The sequence below is a fragment of the Streptomyces sp. NPDC014861 genome (assembly GCF_043081625.1).
GTDB lineage: Bacteria > Actinomycetota > Actinomycetes > Streptomycetales > Streptomycetaceae > Streptomyces.
Window position 1 is genome coordinate 531,338 of record NZ_JBIBWV010000001.1, and the last position, 17,191, is coordinate 548,528.

General features: G+C 70.2%; 8 protein-coding genes. All 8 read right to left on the minus strand.

Going from position 1 to position 17,191, the window contains the following annotated elements; translation table 11 throughout:
• Positions 1-13: 13 nt before the first annotated feature.
• The 8 genes from ACF1BN_RS02320 to ACF1BN_RS02355 all read right to left on the minus strand — a co-directional run bounded on the left by ACF1BN_RS02320 (position 14) and on the right by ACF1BN_RS02355 (position 16,749).
• A complete protein-coding gene (locus ACF1BN_RS02320) occupies positions 14-4,306 on the minus strand; it encodes a discoidin domain-containing protein (RefSeq protein ID WP_392329690.1) in 4,293 nt (1,430 codons plus the stop codon).
• Positions 4,307-4,387: 81 nt separating this feature from the next.
• Positions 4,388-7,768, minus strand: a complete 3,381-nt coding sequence (locus ACF1BN_RS02325) for a CARDB domain-containing protein (RefSeq protein ID WP_392329691.1) — start codon at positions 7,766-7,768, stop codon at positions 4,388-4,390.
• A gap of 389 nt (positions 7,769-8,157) precedes the next feature.
• Positions 8,158-9,168 (minus strand): LacI family DNA-binding transcriptional regulator, encoded by a 1,011-nt coding sequence (locus ACF1BN_RS02330; protein ID WP_392329692.1) that lies wholly within the window; start codon positions 9,166-9,168, stop codon positions 8,158-8,160.
• Positions 9,169-9,345: 177 nt separating this feature from the next.
• On the minus strand, positions 9,346-11,379 hold the full coding sequence (locus ACF1BN_RS02335) for a glycosyl hydrolase family 28-related protein (RefSeq protein WP_392329693.1): 2,034 nt from the start codon (positions 11,377-11,379) through the stop codon (positions 9,346-9,348).
• Between the two features lie 296 nt (positions 11,380-11,675).
• The gene (locus ACF1BN_RS02340) at positions 11,676-13,286 is read right to left on the minus strand and encodes a glycoside hydrolase family 13 protein (protein ID WP_392329694.1); all 1,611 of its coding nucleotides are present in this window, start codon (positions 13,284-13,286) and stop codon (positions 11,676-11,678) included.
• A 112-nt stretch (positions 13,287-13,398) separates the two neighbouring features.
• Positions 13,399-14,259 (minus strand): carbohydrate ABC transporter permease, encoded by an 861-nt coding sequence (locus ACF1BN_RS02345; RefSeq protein ID WP_392329977.1) that lies wholly within the window; start codon positions 14,257-14,259, stop codon positions 13,399-13,401.
• Between the two features lie 133 nt (positions 14,260-14,392).
• Positions 14,393-15,337: a carbohydrate ABC transporter permease gene (locus ACF1BN_RS02350; protein WP_392329695.1), complete on the minus strand. Its 945-nt coding sequence runs from the start codon at positions 15,335-15,337 to the stop codon at positions 14,393-14,395.
• 77 nt (positions 15,338-15,414) lie between these two features.
• Positions 15,415-16,749, minus strand: coding sequence for an ABC transporter substrate-binding protein (locus ACF1BN_RS02355; protein ID WP_392329696.1), 1,335 nt, complete (start codon positions 16,747-16,749; stop codon positions 15,415-15,417).
• Positions 16,750-17,191: the final 442 nt, after the last annotated feature.

Sequence of the window (17,191 nt, forward strand, 5' to 3'; positions counted from 1 at the left end):
AGGCGGGGCGGGATCAGCAGGGGTTGATGTTGATCTTGAAGGTGGACGTGGTGTTCCGGATGTCCTGGGCGTTGTCCCGCAGGCGCAGGCAGTTGAAGGTGACCTCGCCGACGGCCGGTCCCTGGCCGGGCTCGGGCATCTCGTTGGCCCAGAGGCCGAAGCCGGACTTCGCGTCGAAGGCGTCGCCGGACTTGCGCGCACCGGTGATCGAGATGTCGGTGAAGACGGTGTCCTTCACCGGGTTCTCGGGCTGGGAGCCGGTGTACTTGGTCTGGAACATGATGCCGCTGTAGGTGGGGTCGACGATGTCGACGTGGCTGACCCGGATCCCCTGGAAGACCTTCGAGGCGGAGAAGATCCAGATGCCGGGGAAGGTCTGGCTGCCCCAGAAGTGGCCGCCGGACCGGATGATCGAGATGTTCTCGAAGTTGGTCGGGACGGTCCCGAAGCCGTTCATCGGGTAGCCGAAGTCCAGCGACGAGATGGTGATGCCGGAGTAGACCAGGGTGTCGGCGATGTGGATGTTGCGGAAGGTGTTGCCGTAGCCGCCGTAGACGGCCACGCCGGCCGCCCGCCAGGTCAGGGTGGTGGTGAGGTTCTCGTAGACGTTGTTCTTCATGTCGGCGCCGCCGGCGTCGATCGCGGAGAACAGCGCGAAGCTGTCGTCACCGGTGGCCCGGGCGTCGTTGTTGACGACGTGGTTGTCCGTCGACCCGTTGGTCATGTTGACGCCGTCGGCGAACATGTTGCGGATGCGCGAGTTCTTGATGGTGACCCGGTCGGTGTTGGCGCCCCAGTAGAGGCAGACCATGTGCTCGTTCCAGATGTCGTCGATGACGACGTCGGCGACGTTCGCGAAGTCGAAGACCTTGCCCGGTCCGTCGATGCGCGTGACGTAGTTGCCGAAGTAGGCGAAGCCCTTGAAGAGCGAGCCGTTCGCGGTGGCCTCGGCGCGGAAGCCGATGTCGGTGTTGTCCTGCGTGGTCGGCGCGTGGAACTTGGTGAACCACGGGCCGGCGCCGACGACCTTGACCGCCTTGCCGTAGACCTGGAACTTGCTGGAGGTCTGGTAGTCGCCCGCGGGGAGGTAGACGCCGACGAGCTTGCCCGTGGTGTCCATGCGGACCTTGTCGAGGGCGTTCTGCACGTCCTGGTGGGTGAAGCCGGCCGGCACGGTGTACGTGGCCGGGTCCGGGTTCGCGACCGGGGCGACCTGCTCCAGGTTGACGAAGTCGATCGCGTAGTGGGCGGCCGAGTTCGCGGCGTCCTTCTGGAGACGGATCCTGCTGCCCGCGGGGATGGTCTCCCCGAACATCAGGTTCGCCTCGTCGTAGATGTGGCGCGGTGCGCCGGAGCCCGGGTCGTTGCCGGGGCCGGCCTCGGCGCCGTACAGCCAGGCGTACTTCGAGGTGAGCGGCAGGGCCTTCTTGAACACCCCGTCGACGTAGACGTTGATGGTCGAGTTGATGCCGCCGCCGCCCGGGGCGTCCGGGATGGAGAAGCGGGTGACGAGGGTGTTGGTGGCCGCGCGGGTGGTGAACTCGACGTACTCACCGGTCGCGTCGAGGGTGACGGCCTTGCGGCCGGAGGCCTCTCCCGCGATGTCGCCGACGGTGCGGTTGGGGCCGGCCACGGTGGCGCCGCCGCCGGCGGTGCCGTCCTCCGCCTCGTACATCGTGTACGGCATGTTCGCGCCGCGTCCGACGAACAGTGGCTGCGACTGGGTGTTGTTCTCGCGCTTGACCGGCAGTTCGTTGGCGTCGGCCGCGATGACCGTCCTGACGGTGTAGGAGCCGTTGACGGCCGTCCAGGTGCCGAGGCTCACGACGGTCGAGGCGCTGGCGGCCAGGACACCGCTCTGCGGGGCCGTCAGCGTCTTGACCACGCCGCCCTGCGCGTCGACGAGTTCCAGCGTGACGGCGCGGTCGCCGGACGCGGTCGGTTCCGTGCCCTGGTTCTTCACCGCGACCTTGAAGGTCACGGCATCGCCGGCGGTCGGGCTCGACGGGCTGGTCGTCACCGAGGTGGCGAGCAGGTCGGAGCTGGCGACCGGCTTGACGACGAGCGCGGTGGGCCGGGTGTAGGTGTTGTTGGTCTCGTTCTGCTCCAGGACCTCGGCCGCGTCGTCCGCGACCGCGCTGAGGTCGTACGAGCCCGCGGCGCGCGCGCCGATCGAGACGGGGACGGTGGCCTGGGCGCCCGCGGCGAGCGCCGGGACCTGTCCGGTCGCGACCTTGGTGCCGCCGAGCCGGACGGCGACCTTGCTGGCCGCCGCGGGAGCGGCGCCCTCGTTCCGCACGACGGCGGAGACGGTGATCTCGTCGTCCTCCTCGGGCGCGGCGGGCGTCGCGGTGAGGCCGGTGACGGTCAGGTCCGGGTTGGGCGCGGGGACGCCGATGGCCTGGAACTCCGCGAGCTGGCCGCCGGGGGCGCCGGTGTTGGCGGTGAACCGGAGCTGGACGTCGGCCAGGCGCGCGGTCAGGGGGATGGTGACGGTGTTGGCGCTCGCCGGGTCGAAGGAGTAGCTCTTCGCCGCCAGCTTGCTGGTGAAGCCGGTGGCGCTCTGCTCGCGGCCGAGGACCTCGATGGTCTGGCTGCGGGCCTGCCACGCCTGGGCCGGGTTGAGCTTCAGCACCAGCCTGTCGAGGTCGGCGTTGGCGCCGAGCTTCACGGTGAGGGTCTGGGGGTAGGCGCCGCCCCCGCCCTCCCAGTAGGTGGCGGTGTCGTTGTCGTTGGCGTTGACCGCGGTGAAGCCGCCCATGGTCGAGGACGCCTCGATCGGCTTGCCGACGGAGAGGTTGGAGCCGGTGCCGCCGCTGCCGTTGCGGGTGACGCTGTTGGAGGCGACGGAGGTGTTGCCCGCCGCGTCCTTGGCGACCACGTGGTAGGTGACGGTGGCGCTCGCCGGCTGGGTGTCGGTGTAGGTGGTGACGCCGCCCGCGACGCTGCCCCGCAGGACGTTGTTCGCGTAGACGTCGTAGGCGGTGACGCCCCGGTTGTCGGTGGCGGCCGTCCAGGTCAGCTTCACCTGGCCGCTCGCGGGCTCGGTGAGGCCGAGGTTCGCGGGGGCGGTGGGGGCCTGGGTGTCGCCGCCGTCGCCGGTGCGGGTGACGGTGTTGCTGTCGCCGGACTGGTTGCCGGCCGCGTCCTTGGCCCGGACCCGGTAGGAGACGGTCTGGTCGGCCGGCCGGGTGTCGGTGAAGGTCGTGACGTCGCCCGCGACGGAGGTCAGCAGGACGTTGTCGGCGTAGATGTCGTAGCCGGAGACGCCCACGTTGTCGGTGGAAGCGTTCCAGGTGAGCTTGATCTGCCCGGTCGCGGGCTGGGTGTAGGCCAGGTTCGCGGGGGCGGACGGCGCCTGGGTGTCGCCGGTCTGCGGGCCGTACACCTCCAGCTCCGCTATCTGGGCGGCGGGCTGGACGGTGTTCGCCGTGACCAGGACCCGCACGTACCGGGTGGTGGTGGAGTCCAGGCTGATCGTCGCGGTGTTGTCGTTGCCCGCGTCGAAGGCGTACGCCCGGGAGGCCGACAGGTCGGTGAAGGAGGTGCCGTCGGCGCTGCCCTGGATCTTCAGGGTCTGGCTGCGGGCGCCCCAGCCGGCCGGCAGCTTCAGGACGACCCGGTTCACCGCCACCGACGCGCCGAGGTCGGCCTGGAGCCACTGCGGCAGCGCGCCGTTGCTGCTCTCCCAGTAGCTGGCCCGGTTGCCGTCGTTGGCGTTGGGAGCGGCGTACACCTCGGTGTGGCTGCTCGCGGTGAGCGTCCTGCCGGCGGCGAGGTTGGCGGAGGAGCCCTCGGCCGCGTGCACCTCCAGCTCGGAGAGCTGGGCGGCCTGCCAGCCGGTGTTGGCGGTGACGTTCACCCGGACGAAGCGGGTCAGCGTGGCCGGGAAGGCGACGGTGACGGTGTTGGCCGCTCCGGGGCTGAAGGTGTAGGTGGCGGAGGCCTTGAGGGTGGTGAAGCTGGTGCCGTCGGCGCTGCCCTGGAGGGACAGGGTCTGGTTGCGGGTCTCCCAGCCGGCGGGCAGCTTCAGGACCACCTCGTCGACGCGGGTGGTGGTGCCGAGGTCGGCCTGCACCCACTGGGGCAGGGAGCCGCCGGCGCTCTCCCAGTACGTGCCCTGGTTGCCGTCGGTGATGTTGCCGGCGCCGTAGCCGGGCTGGGCGCTGCCGGCCGAGGCGGCGTCGCCGAGCGCGATGTTGGGGCCGCCGGCGGCGTGGGCGGCGACCAGGGGGCCGCCCAGAGCCAGCATGCTCGTCGCGATCGCGGCGCTCAGGCACCGTGATCTCCAGGTGGGGGTACGCATCGTTCCTCGCTTCGTGGATGGCGGGAGGTGCGGCGGGGACGCCCGGACGCGGTGCCGGGCGTCCCCGCCGGTGTCAGGGCGTCAGCCCTGGTTGATGACGAACTGCGTGCCGGGCTGCGCGCAGACGTCGCCCTTGGCGGAGTTCGTGATGGTGACGTTCGTCAGCGTGGCGCTGCCGCGCGCGCCGCCCATCGCGAGGATTCCGCAGCCGTTGCGCGACTTGTCGATCGTCACGTTCGTGACCTTGACGTTCGGCATGGAGCCGCCGCCGGTCTTGAACTGGATGCCGTCGTAGGTCGAGTCGTGGATGTCGGTGTCCCGGATGGTGACGCCGGGGATGTCGGGGCCCTGCGCGAAGAGGGTGATCGCGCCGAACTCCTGGTCCTCGTTCCAGAAGGCGCCGCCGGTGCGGTGCAGGGCGTTGTTGGCGATCAGGGTCTGCCCGGAGAAGGGCAGCGGGTCGTGGTCGGTCGCCAGCATGATCCCCGGGTAGTTCATGGTGTCGGAGATGACGTTGTTCTCGATGGTGTTGCCGTGGCCGCCGTAGATGGCGATGCCGTTGGCCCGCCAGGGCAGCTGGACGGTGTTGTTGCGGAAGTGGTTGTCGTGGCCCACGTCCACCGAGGGGTCCTTGACGTACTTGCTGGCCCAGACGGCGAGCGCGTCGTCACCGGTGTTGCGGAAGGACGAGTTGTAGACGGTGGAGTTGCGGGTGCCGTTGGCGAAGTTGATGCCGTCCGCGTAGGTGTTGCGGATGCGCATGCCGGTGAACTCCAGGCCGTCGCCCGGTCCCCACAGCTCGGGGATGTTGGTGTAGTCGCGGCCCGCCCAGACGCCGACGTTGGCGTGCTCGATCCAGACGTTGCTGATCTTCGTGTTCTTGCCGAAGCGCCCGTTGAGGCCGACACCGCCCTCTTCCTGGGCGTTGTTGCCGCGGATGGTGCCGGAGCCGAAGATCGCGATGTCCGAGATCTTGGTGTTGTCGTCGATGTCGAAGCCGAAGTTGCCCTCGTGCGGGTGGTTGATCCCGTTGGCGAGGTGCGGCGGGGTCAGCGTGTAGAGCTGGGAGTGCCACATGCCGGCGCCGCGGATCGTGACGTCACGGATGCCGACCTGGTTGTGCATGCCCCGGTTCAGCGGGTCGTCGGTGAGGATCTTCTGCTCCTGGCGCCACTGTCCGGCCGGGATCCAGACGCAGGGGATCTCGCCCTTCTGGTCCGCGGTGACGGCGCGCTGGAGGGCGTCGGTGTCGTCGATGCCGTCGTTGGGCACGGCCCCGTACTGGGTGATCGAGACGCACTCCGCGGGCTTCGCGGCCGGCGCGGCGACCTGCTCCAGGTCGATCAGGTCGACGACGTAGAAGGCGGCGGAGTCACCGGCGTCGCGCTGGAGGCGGAACTTGGTGCCGGCCGGGTAGGACTGGGTCAGCAGGGCGTTGGACTCGTCGAAGAGCCGCCGCGCGTCGCCGCCCGGGGTGTTGACGAGCCCCTCCGGCTGGTCGGTGGTGCCGTACAGCCAGCTGTGCTTGGAGGAGAGCGTCAGCTTGCGCACGAACTGGCCGTCGGCGTAGAGGCTCAGCGTGGCCTCCTGGCCGCCGCCGCCCGGGGCGTCCGGGATCGAGTTCCGCACGACGATCGAGTTGGCGGCGTTCGTGGAGGTGAACTCCACGTAGTCACCCTGGGTGTTGAGGCGCACCGACTCGCGGCCGGAGGACTCGCTGGCGAAGTTGGTGTGGCCGAACGGACGGGTGGAGTCGGTCTGGAGGAGGGTGCCGCGGTAGGCGGCGTCCTCGGCCTCGTACTCCGTGTAGGGCACGGCCGCGCCGCGTCCCACGACCATGGAGCGGGAGAAGACGTTGTTGTTCTCGTTGGTCTCGGTGACGGTGCCCGTGGCATCGGCGGTGGCGGTCAGCGTGACGCCGCCGTCGGTGGCCGTCCAGGTGCCGGTCAGCGCGACGTCGGCCGTGCCCCCCGCGGCGATGGCCGGGGTCGTGCCGTTCAGGGTGGTGGAGCCGACCGTGAGCCGCGTGACGCTGCCGGCCGGTACGGCGGAGGTGCCGCGGTTCTTGACGGCGACCGTGAAGGAGACGGGCGCGCCGACCGCGGGGGTGCCCGGGTTGGGGGTGACGCCGGTGACCGTCAGGTCGGGGCCCGGGGTCTGCGTGACGTTCAACTTGGCCGTGGCGGTACGGCTGTTGTTGCCGTTGTCGAGCTCGGGGACCGTGTCGGTCGGGTCGACGGCCGCCGAGACCGTGTAGGCGCCCATCGGGCGCTTGCCGATGGGGACGTTCACGGTGGTCGACTGGCCGGCGGCGAGCGCGGGGACCCCGGCGGAGCCCGCGACGGTGCCCTCGGCGCTGACGTTCACCGTCGTGGCGGGGGCCGCCGCCGTGCCGGCGTTGCGGACCGTCACCTTGGCGGTCACGTCGTCGGCCTCGGACGGGGTGGCCGGCTCCCAGGTGAGCTCGTTGACCACGAAGTCGGGGGCCGGGGCGGCCGTGCCGAGGACCTGGATCTCCGCGACCTGCGTGCCGGGGGCGCCGTTGTTGGAGAAGCCGGTGAGGCGGAGGTCGGAGACCTTGCCGGTCACCGGGATGGTGACGGTGTTCTGGCCCGACGCGGGGTTGAAGGCGTAGTCGGCGCGCGCCTTCAGGGTGGTGAAGCCCGAGGCGGCCGAGGCCCGGCCGAGCACTTCGAAGGACTGGGTGCGCGGGCCCCAGGCCGGGTCCGGGTTCAGCTTGACGACGACGCCGGTGACGTCCGCGTCGGAGCCCAGCTTGACGGTGAGCGAGGCGGGGAAGCCGGCGGACTCCCAGTAGGTGGACGTGCTGTCGTCGTTGGCGTTGCCGGCCGCGTAGTTCTGGGTGGTGGAGGTGGCCTCGATGGGCTTGTTGCGGGCCAGGTTGGTGCCGGTGACCGGGGGCGGGTCGCCCGGGTCCTCGCCGCCGCCGGTCTCGCCGTAGACCTCCAGCTCGGAGAGCTGGGCGGCGTTCCAGCCGGAGTTGTTCCCCACCTGGACGCGGACGAAGCGGGCGGTGGCCGCCGGCAGGTCGATGTTCACCGTGTTGGCGGCGGAGGGGTTGAACGCGCGTGCCTGGGCGGCGGCGAGGGTGCTGAACGCGGTGCCGTCGGCGCTGCCGAGGACGGCGAGGGACTGGTTGCGCGCCTCCCAGCCGGTGGGCAGCTTGAGCGCGAGCCGGTCGAGGTCCACCTGGGTGCCCAGGTCGACCTGCACCCACTGCGGGAAGGTGCCCAAGGGGCCTTCCCAGTAGGACTGTTGGCTTCCGTCGGTGACGTTGGACGCCGGGTAGCCGCCGTTGACGCCGCCGGCCGTCGCGGCTCGGCCGAGCGCGAGGTTGGTGTCCGCCGCGGCCTGCGCGGGGACGGGGAGCAGGCCTACGGAGATCAGGCCCGCTGTCAGCAGACCGACCCCCAGCCGCCTGCTCGGGTGTGTGCCTCTCATGGTGACCTCTCCGCATGCGGGCAGGGTTCGTGACCTGTCCCCCCTGTCCGCAGAGCACTCACCGGCGGACACACAGGGAAGCTCGAGGAGCTCGGCAGGATCACGCGCCAAGAGCCCAACATGGCTCTGACAAGGATCGGATGACAGCTAGCCGGGTTCTTGAGTTGCTCTGTGGCTCATTTACGCTGTCAGCCCGCAAGGTTTCTACTGGATGACGACTTTGTCAACGGTTCTCGTTCGATCTCCGGCAGCGGATGGGCCGGAAACGCCAACGGCACCGATGTCGACGCCGCCAGAGGCGGGGACACCGGTGCCGTTGGGCAGGAATCATTCAGTTATCGGACGGCAAGTCCCGGAAGAATCGTGTGAGTTCGGGTCCGAAGCGGGGTTCAGGAAGCCGGCGGCGGAGCCGTAGAGCCGCGGACCACGAGCTCGGGCTCGAAGAGCAGTTCCCCGGAGTGGTGCTGGGTCCCCTGGACCTGCGTGATCAGGAGGTCGACCGCGGCGCGCCCCATGGCCTCGATGGGCTGCCGCACCGTCGACAGCGGCGGTTCCGTGCACGTCATGAACGCGGAGTCGTCGAAGCCCACGACCGACACGTCGGCGGGAACCGACAGGCCGCGCCGCCTGGCGGCCCTGATCGCGCCCAGCGCCAGCGGGTCGCTGCCGCAGACGATGCCGGTGATGCCCCGGTCCAGGAGCCGCGAGGCGGCGGCCTGACCGCCCTCCAGGGAGAAGATCGACCGCTCCACGAAGGCGTCGTTCCACTCCGTGCCGGCCGCCGCGGCGGCCACGTGGGCGGCCTCCAGCTTGCGCCGCGAGGGCACGTGGTCCTCGGGTCCGAGCACGAGCCCGATCCGCTCGTGCCCCAGCGAGGCGAGGTGGCGCCACGCCTGCTCGATGGCGACGGCGTCGTCGCAGGAGACGCAGGGGAAGTCGAGTCCCTCGATGGAGGCGTTGATCAGGACGACCGGGATGTTGCGCTCGGCCAGCCGGTAGTAGTGCTCGTGCGCGGCGTCGGCCTGCGCGAAGAGCCCGCCGGCGAAGACGACGCCGGAGACGTGCTGCTGGAGCAGGAGTTCCACGTAGTCGGCCTCGGAGACGCCGCCCTTGGTCTGCGTGCACAGGACCGGGGTGAGCCCCTGCTGGGCGAGCGCACCGCCGATGACCTCGGCGAACGCCGGGAAGATGGGGTTCTGGAGTTCGGGAAGGACCAGGCCGACGAGCCTCGCCCTCTCCCCGCGCAGCTGCGTCGGCCGTTCGTAGCCGAGCACGTCGAGCGCCGTCAGCACGGACTGCCGGGTCGTCTCCGAGACCCCGGGCTTGCCGTTGAGGACACGGCTCACCGTGGCCTCGCTGACCCCCACCTTCTTCGCCACCAGAGCAAGTCGTCGCGTCATACACGCAAGTGTAGCGCAAACCATGCAAGCCGATTACGCCGTCTTGCTCACTCGGATGTGCTTCTTGACGCAAAACGATCGAGAGCCGCACAACTCTCTGGCCGCCTCCCGCGCACGGCTCCTCCCCCCGCTCACGGCTCCTCCGCCCGGGAGAGAGCCGTGCGCGTCAGGGGCGGGTCAGGGCCAAGGGGTGGGCGCCGGCGGCGTGACGACCGGCGGGCGGTCGTCACAGGTGATGGTGTTCGGCAGCAGCCAGGGGGCCAGCCAGCCGCCGTCGTTGCCTCCCCGGTCGGCGAGGGTGAACTCCGAGCCGGTGGCGGGGAAGTTGAAGGAGCCGCAGTTGTTGACGCCGACGGCCCCGATGTTGCGGGCGTCGACGTTCTCGAAGGTGGCGGAGCCCTTCGTCCGGGCGCTGAGGACGGAGTTCCCGGCGCCGTCGACACGGACGTCCTCGAAGTGGACCGAGGGGATGCCGTAGCGGTCCTTCACCCCGTACTCGCTGACGAGCATGATCGCGTTGTGCGTGGAGTCGAGGTAGTGGTCCCCGGTGACCCGCACGTCGGCGTCGATCGAGCCGTCGAGGGCGTAGAGCCAGAGGGCGCCGAGGCCGATCTTCCAGTTGAGGTCGAGGGTGCCGGCGCGGACGGTGGTGTTGTCGGTGAAGCGGAGGGTCCCGGTGAAGGGTTCGGCGCCGAAGCGCGCGCCGGCGTGGAGGCCGCTGCCCTCGCGGACGGGGTCGGCGACGAGGTTGCGGCTGACGGTGGTGTCCTCGCCGCCGTAGACGGCGATGCCGTTGGCGAGGGTGGGTGACTGCACGGTGTTGCGGTCGACGGTGTTGCGGGCGTCGGCGGTCTTCTCCGACCAGAGGGCGATGCCGTCGTCGCCGGTGTTGCGGACGAAGTTGTTCCGGACGAGCGAATCGGTGACGCCGGTGTGGAAGTTGAGGGCGTCGGCGATCTGGTCGGTGATGATGTTGTTCGTGACCCGGACGTTCCGCATGGGGCCGTCGAACCAGAGGCCGACCTTGGTGTGGTGCAGGTAGAGGCTGTCGACGGAGGAGTCGCTCATGGCGCCGCCGATGGCGTTGACCTGGTCGGTGTCGATCCGTTCGCGGACGTCGCCCTCGACGGCGAAGCCCCGCAGGTGGACGTCGCGGCTGCCGCCCTCGGAGGCCGGCTTGCCGTAGAGGCCGACGCCGGTGTGGCGGGAGCCGTCCGGCGCGGGTTCGGCGAGGGTGACCTGGCGGCCCTTGAGCACGGTGTGCCAGTTGCCGGCGCCGACGATCGTGATGTCGTCGACCTCGATGTGCCGGTCGACACGGAAGGTGCCCGGCGGCAGGTAGACGGGCCGGTCCAGGCGGCGGGCGAGGGCGATGGCCCGCTCGATCGCGGGGGCGGCGTCCCGGCGGCCGGTGGGGTCGGCGCCCAGGAGCCGTACGTCGACCCCGCCGCGCTCGACGTGCGGCGGGGCGACGAGTTCGGTGTCGAGGAGGTCGATCATGGTCCAGGCGGCGGGGCTGCCGGCCGGCACCGTGAGCCGTACCTTCTCCCCCGCCCGGAAGGTCTTGCCGAGGCGCAGGCGCTGCTCGTCGTAGAAGTGGGTGGGCCGGAAGGGCTTGTCGAAGGTGGGCGCCGGCGTGGTGGCGGCGGGGACGCAGGCGCACTCGGCGAGCCACCAGTCCGGGTGCAGCAGGTCGGCGCCGGGGTCGTTGGTGAAGGGGTACTGGTTGTAGAGCCAGGAGTACTGCGAGGTCAGCGTCATCGTCTTGCGGTGGCGGCCGTCGACGGTGACGTCCAGGGGCGCGGTGATGCCGCCGCCCCCGGCCGCGTCCGGGATGCTGTAGCGGACGGTCAGCGCGTTCGCCGCGCGGGGCAGGGTGAACTCGACGTACTGGCCGGGGACGAGCCGGACCGCCTTCCGGCCGGACGCCTCCGAGGGGAGGGTGTACGGGGTGCGGTCCGGGCCGATGACGGTGCCGGTGGTGCGGGCGTTCTCCGCCTCCTGCTCGTCGAAGGCGACGTCCGCGCCGCGCCCCGCCACGAGCGCCGGATCGAGGCCGGCGCGGGTGAGGACGGGCAGGACCGGACCGGGTGCCGGGGCGGCGGTGGCCGTCGTGGTGACGGCCGCCTGACCGAGGCAGAGGAGCGCGCAGGCGACGGCGGTGGCTCTGGCACCGGCGCGCACGCGCGGACGGACGCGGCTGGGGATCATCTGAGCTCGCTTCTCGGACGGGGTGGAGCCGCGGCGGACGGGCGTCACCGCGGCGGGCGGAGGGGGCGTCGTCTGCGAGCGGGGGTCGAGCCGCACGCACGGAAGTCCCGCTCCCGGCCCCCCACGGAACGGGAGCGGGACTTCCGTCGCGGCCGGGGTCAGGGTCCCGGCCTCGGCCATCGTGCGGCGCGGCCGACGGAGTCGGCGCTGAGCGGCCTCGGCCGCACGATGGGGTCTTTTCCCGGGCCGCCGCGACGCTCGTGCGCGGGCGCCGCCGTCGGAGCGGCCCGGGGGGGTCAGCTCTGGAGCCAGGCGGCGGTGTCCGGGGGAAGGGTGCCGGTGGGGTCGAGGGGACCGCTCGCGAGCAGGAGCGCGGAGTGGGCGGGGAGTTCGACGGGGGCGGGCGAGAGGTTGACGACGCAGGTCAGACCGTGCTCGCGGGCGAAGGCGAGGACGCTCTCCCCCGCGGGGAGCCAGCGCATCGGTCCGTCGCCGAGGTCGGGGAGGCTGCGGCGCAGTCCGAGCGCGGTGCGGTAGAGGGTGAGCATGGAGTCGGCGTCGGCCCCCTGCCGGTCGACGGCGTAGCGGGCCCAGTCGGCGGGCTGCGGGAGCCAGGGCTCCGCGCCGGGCAGGGTGCCGAAGCCGAAGGAAGGCGCTTCGGCCTTCCACGGCAGGGGGACGCGGCAGCCGTCGCGGCCCGGGTCGGTGCCACCGGAGCGGAAGTGCATGGGGTCCTGGATGCGGTCGCGGGGGATGTCGGCCTCGGGGAGGCCGAGTTCCTCGCCCTGGTAGAGGTAGACCGAGCCGGGCAGGGCGAGGGTCAGCAGGGCCGCCGCGCGGGCCCGGCGGGTGCCGAGGTCCTGGTCGGTGGGGGTGCCGAAGCGCTTCTTGGCGAAGTCGAAGCCGGTGTCCTCGCGGCCGTAGCGGGTCGCGGTGCGGGTCACGTCGTGGTTGCAGAGCACCCAGGTGGCGGGGGCGTGGACGGGGGCGTGCTCGGCGAGGGTGTCGTCGATGGTGCGGCGCAGGGAGTCCGGGTCCCAGGGGCAGGCGAGGAAGTTGAAGTTGAAGGCGGTGTGCAGTTCGTCGGGGCGCAGGTAGCGGGCGAAGCGCTCGGAGTCGGGGAGCCAGACCTCGCCGACGAAGACGCCGCCGTACTCGTCGGCGATGGCCCGCCAGGCGCGGTAGACGTCGTGGATCTCGTCCTGGTCGAGGTAGGGGTGGGGGTCGACGCCCTCGGTGAAGTCGGGCAGGTCCGGGTGTTTGGTGAGCAGGGCGGCGGAGTCGATACGGACGCCGGCGACGCCGCGCTCGAACCAGAAGCGCAGCACGTCCTCGTGTTCGCGGCGGACGTCGGGGTGGTTCCAGTTGAGGTCGGGCTGTTCGGGGGTGAACAGGTGCAGGTACCACTCCCCGTCGGGCACCCGCGTCCAGGTGTCGCCGGCGAACTGCGAGGGCCAGTTGTTCGGCGGGAGTTCGCCGTGCTCGCCGCGGCCGGGACGGAAGTGGAAGCGCTCGCGCTCGGGGCTGCCGGGCCCGGCGGCGAGGGCGGCCCGGAACCAGGCGTGCTGGTCGGAGACGTGGTTGGGCACGATGTCGACGATGACCTTGATGCCGTGCCCGGCGGCCTCGGCGATCAGCTTCTCGGCGTCGTCGAGGGTGCCGAAGGCCGGGTCGATGGTGCGGTAGTCGGCCACGTCGTAGCCGCCGTCGACGAGCGGCGAGAGGTACCAGGGGGTGAACCAGACGGCGTCCACGCCCAGTTGGCTGAGGTAGGGCAGGTTGGCTCGGACACCCGCGAGGTCGCCCGTGCCGTCCCCGTCGCCGTCCGCGAAGCTGCGGGGATAGACCTGGTAGATGACGGCGTCACGCCACCAATCTTGGATGCGGGAGGGGTGCACGGCTGCCACGGGAGGTCCTTTCGGGCAGGTGGGACTCCGCCGCCGGCCGGGACGGGGCATGGAATGCCGGCCGGCGGCGGAGGCGTGTGGGTGGTGAACCGGGGGAAGTGAGGGGCGCGGGTCAGCCCTTGAGGCTGCCGGCGGTGAGGCCCGCCATGATGCTCCGCTGGAAGAAGACGAACACGATGATCATCGGGATGCTCGCCATGACCAGACCGGCCATGATCTGGTTCTGCGTCACCTGTCCCGCGGTCTGGGAGAGGCCGACGCTGATCGTCATCTTCTCGCTGTCCGGCAGCACGAGCAGCGGCCAGACGAAGTCCTTGAACACCAGCACGATGGTGAAGATGGACACCACGCCGAGGATGGGCCGCGAGATCGGCAGGATGATCGAGACGAGCACGCGCCACGGTGGCACCCCGTCGATCTCCGCCGCTTCGAGGATCTCGTCTGGGATCGAGTCGAAGAAGCGCTTGAGCAGGAAGATGTTGAACCCGTTGGCCGCCACCGGGAACCAGATCGCCCAGGGCGTGTTGAGCAGGTTCCACCCGAAGAGCGGCACGTCCGTGACGGTGATGTACGCCGGGATCATGACGACGATCGGCGGGATCATCAGGGTCGCGAACATGGCCGCGAGGATCACGTTGCCGAACATCGGGCGCAGTTTGGACAGCGCGTACGCGGCCGTCACGTCCACCGCCAGGGCGAACAGCCAGGCGCCGACCGCGTAGAAGAGCGTGTTCTCCAGGAGCAGCCCGACGTCGAAGAGCTCCCACGCGTCCGCGAACACCGAGAAGTCGGGGTCCTCCGGCCACAGGGTCGGCGGCATCTGGGCGATCTCCTCGCCCGTCTTCATCGCTCCCGTGACCATCCAGTACAGCGGGAAGACGAACACGAGGGTGAAGACGGTCAGGACGGCGGCGAGCACCGTCCAGTAGATCCGCGATCCCCAGCGGGACTTGAGCTCCAGGGGCGAAACGATGGTGCGGGAGTGGCCTTCGGCCCAGTGGGCGCGACGCCGCTCGCGCGGGCGGGGCGCGGCCTTCGGCGTCCCCTCGGGGGTCTCCCCCGCGTTCTCCGGGTGGGCTTTCAGATCAACGGTGTTGGCCACGGGACTACCTCTTCTCGTCGCGGGTCAGCCTGAGCTGGACCGCGGCGACCGCAAGGAGAACGATCATGAGCATGACGCCGAGCGCGCTGCCGGCGCCGTAGTTGCCGCCGTAGACGAAGGCGTACTGGTACATCAGGAAGGCGACGGTGACCGTCGCGTTCTCCGGTCCTCCGCCGGTGAGCATGTAGGGCTCGATGAACACCTGCATGGTGGCGACGACCTGGAGCATGAGCATGAGCAGCAGGATCAGCCGGGTCTGCGGGATCGTGACGTTCCAGATCCGCCGGAAGATGCCGGCTCCGTCGAGCTCGGCCGCCTCGTAGAGGTCACCGGGGATGCTCTGGAGCGCGGCGAGGTAGATCAGGACGCCGGATCCCATGTTCATCCAGGTGGAGACGATGACCAGGGAGATCAGGGCGGTGTCCGTGGAGTCCAGCCAGGACAGGCCCGGCAGGCCGACGAAGTCGAGCAGCTGGTTGAAGAGGCCGGGGCCGGGATCGTAGAACCAGCGGAAGAGCAGCACCGAGACGATCGGGGGCAGCATCACCGGCAGGTACACGACGAAGCGCAGGTATCCGCGCGCGTGCCGCAGTTCGTTGAGGACGATCGCCACCGCGAAGGGGATCACGTAGCCGCACAGCAGGGCGAGGAAGGTGAAGGCGAAGGTGTTCTTCCACGCCTGGCCGAACGCCGGGTCCTCCACCACCGAGCGGAAGTTGTCCAGGCCCACCCACGTGGGCTCGTCCACCAGGTTCGTCTCCTGGAAGCTGAGCACGACCTGCCGGATGATCGGCCACCAGGCGAAGAGCGCGAAGCAGAACAGGGCCGCGCACAGGAACCCGTAGGCGGTGATGTTGGTGCGAAGGGTCCTTCTCCGACGTGAGGGATGTGCGGGTGGCCGGCGCCGCGGCTTCGGGGGCCGCTTCGCCTGCACGGTGGGTGTGTCCATGGTGATCTCCCGTTCCGCGCCGCGGGTCGGGGTGCCGCGCTCCGCCGGAGACGGAGGCGGCACCCGTACCACGACGGTCAGCTCTTCGCCAGAATCGTGTTCGCCTTGCCCTCGGCGTCGGCGAGCAGCTTGTCGATGTCGGCGTCCTCACGGGTCAGAACCGCGGACATGGGCACGTCCAGCACCGCGTAGAGCTCCTGCGCCTTCGCCGGCTCCAGCTTGATCTCGACGCTCTTCACCCCGTCGACGTAGGGCTGGTAGTACTCGACCGGCAGGACCGCGTTCTCCGCGCGGAGCTTGCCGATCTCCTTGCCCGTGGGCGAGTCGCCCATGTAGTCGTTGTTCGGCACGCCCACGGCCTCGCCGTTGGCCTTGCCGCGCGCGTAGTCGTGACGGCCCTTGCCCGGCGTGTTGAACTGGAAGTCGATCCACTGGAGGCCGGCCTCGGTCTCGGCGGCGCTCGCCTTCGGGTTGATCATGTAGGCCTCGCCGCCGCTGAGCGACGCCTTGCCCTCGGGGATGGGGGCGATGCCGTACTGGTCCTTGCTGCCCTGGAACTTCTGCACCAGGTCGGTGACGACGTCCGGGGCGCCGAGCATCATGCCCGTCTTGCCGGCCGCCATCTGCTGCATCAGCGCCTCCCAGCCGATCAGCACCTTCTTGCCGACGCTGTCGTCCTTCCAGCGCATGTCGTGCAGCGTCTGCAGGACCGCCTTGCCCTCGGCGCTGTTGAAGGCCGCCTTGCCGTCCACGACCATCTCGCCGCCGCGGCTGAAGATGGACTGCGCGAAGTGCCAGCCGCCGACGTTGCCGCCGCCGTACTCCCCGTATCCGACGTGGCCGTTGCCCAGATCGGCGATCTTCTTGGCCGCCGCGCGGACCTCGTCCCAGGTCTTCGGCGGGGAGTTGGGGTCGAGGCCCGCCTTCTCGAAGAGCTGACGGTTGTAGACCAGCCCGACGGAGTAGCTGACGTTGGGGACGCCGTAGATCTTGCCGTCCTTGGTGAGCATGTCCCGGACGTCCTGGCGGATGTCCCCGAAGTTCTTCACGAGCCCCGTGGACGCGGTGATGTCCTTCGCCTGTCCCTTGGTCATGACGTCGGCGTAATTGGTGACGGGGGCCATGAAGACCGTCTCCATCTGGCCGCCGGCCAGCTTCGCGGCGAAGGTCTTCGGGTCGAAGCACGGCTGCTGGTCCGTGCTCTTGACCTTGACGCCCGGGTGCGCCTTCTCGAACGCCTTGACGTCGTCGTCCCACGCCTTGCGCTGGTTGGGTGCCGTCTTCGCCGGCTGACACGCCACGGTGATGGTGACGTCCCCCTTGGCTCCGGTGTCCGAGTCACCACCGCAAGCCGTGGCTGACAGGACAAGACCTGAAGTGATCAGAAAGATCGCGAGGTTGCGGGGCTTCATTACGGCTCCTCCGAGGTGGTCCCCAGGGCAATGCCCTGATCGGAGCGTCACACTAGGACGCGGAACAGGGCTACGCAAGATTTCGACCCAAGTTTGCATGATTACGACTGTGTCACGAGGGTGCTGGACTGCCGGACCCTGACGGGGCCGCCCCACGGAGCCGTCGACGGCACCCCCGTACCCCTCGATGACGCGCGACCACCACCTCACGCCCCGGGCGACCTGGAAATCCGCCGCCGACGGCCCCGACGGCACGGCCGGACCGGGAAGGCGTCGACCCCACCCCACGCCTCCCTCGGAGGCCCCGGACGACGACCGGGACCGACCGACCGGCGAGCCACTACCACGACTCGCCAGTCGTCGAATTTTTCCTCAGTCTGTTGAGAAATTGCTTCACATACTTGACATCGCTCGCACGACTGGCCGTAATGTCTGGGTGCGG